Here is an 890-nt window from a genome sequence, read left to right as displayed (position 1 = left end):
GGACAAGACCTACCTGGCCGACGCCGTGGGCACGGGCCGCGTCAGCATCCACACCTTGCAGCAGGTGCGCCGTATCGAGCAGCAGCCCAATGGCGACTACCTGCTCACCGTGCGCGGCATCAACGAATGGGGCCGCGTGATCTCCGAATGCCAGATCGCCTGCGGCCACCTGTTCCTGGGCGCGGGCAGCCTGGGCACGAGCGAGCTGCTGGTGCGCGCGCGTGACACCGGTGCCCTGCCCGGCCTGCCGCGCGCAGTGGGCGAAGGCTGGGGCCACAACGGCAACGTGATGGCGGCACGCACCAACAAGCTGTGGAACACCACCGGATCACTGCAATCGACGATGCCCGCGATGGGCATTGATGATTGGGACAATGCGGCCAACCCGGTATTCGCAGAGATCACGCCGCTGCCCACGGGCTTCGAGAACTGGGTGAGCATGTACCTGGCGATCACGAAGAACCCGGAGCGGGGGCGCTTTGTGTACGACAAGGCATCAGACGGCGTGGCACTGAACTGGACGCGGGCGCAGAACGCGTTCACGGTGCAATCAGCCAAGACGCTGATCGACCGCATCAACCTGAAGCAGGGCACGCGCTACCGCACGGATCTGTTCGGTGATGGCAAGGCCTTTGCCGATGACTTCTGTTATCACCCGCTGGGTGGGTGTGTGCTGGGGCAGGCCACTGATGGCTATGGGCGCGTGAAGGGGCACGAGCGGCTGTACGTGACGGACAGTGCGCTGATCCCTGGGTCGATTGGCGTGAATCCCTTCGTCACGATCACGGCGCTGGCGGAGCGCAATGTGCAGCGGGTGATTGCGCAGGATCTGGGGTGATGTGGGCTGTTGGTCCTGGCTTGCGGAGAGCTGAGCGCTTTGTCGTGGCAGC

At 64.8% G+C, this 890-nt stretch carries 1 protein-coding gene; it reads left to right on the top strand.

Annotation, left to right across the window (positions count from 1 at the left end):
* The coding region (locus tag EIP75_RS23790) for a GMC oxidoreductase (protein ID WP_233585027.1) at positions 1-838 on the top strand (838 nt) is incomplete at its 5' end.
* Positions 839-890 lie beyond the last annotated feature (52 nt).

Source organism: Aquabacterium soli (genome assembly GCF_003933735.1).
GTDB classification, from domain to species: domain Bacteria; phylum Pseudomonadota; class Gammaproteobacteria; order Burkholderiales; family Burkholderiaceae_C; genus Aquabacterium; species Aquabacterium soli.
The sequence above is the reverse complement of the archived record's forward strand: the minus strand, read 5'-3'. Positions and strand labels throughout refer to the sequence as shown.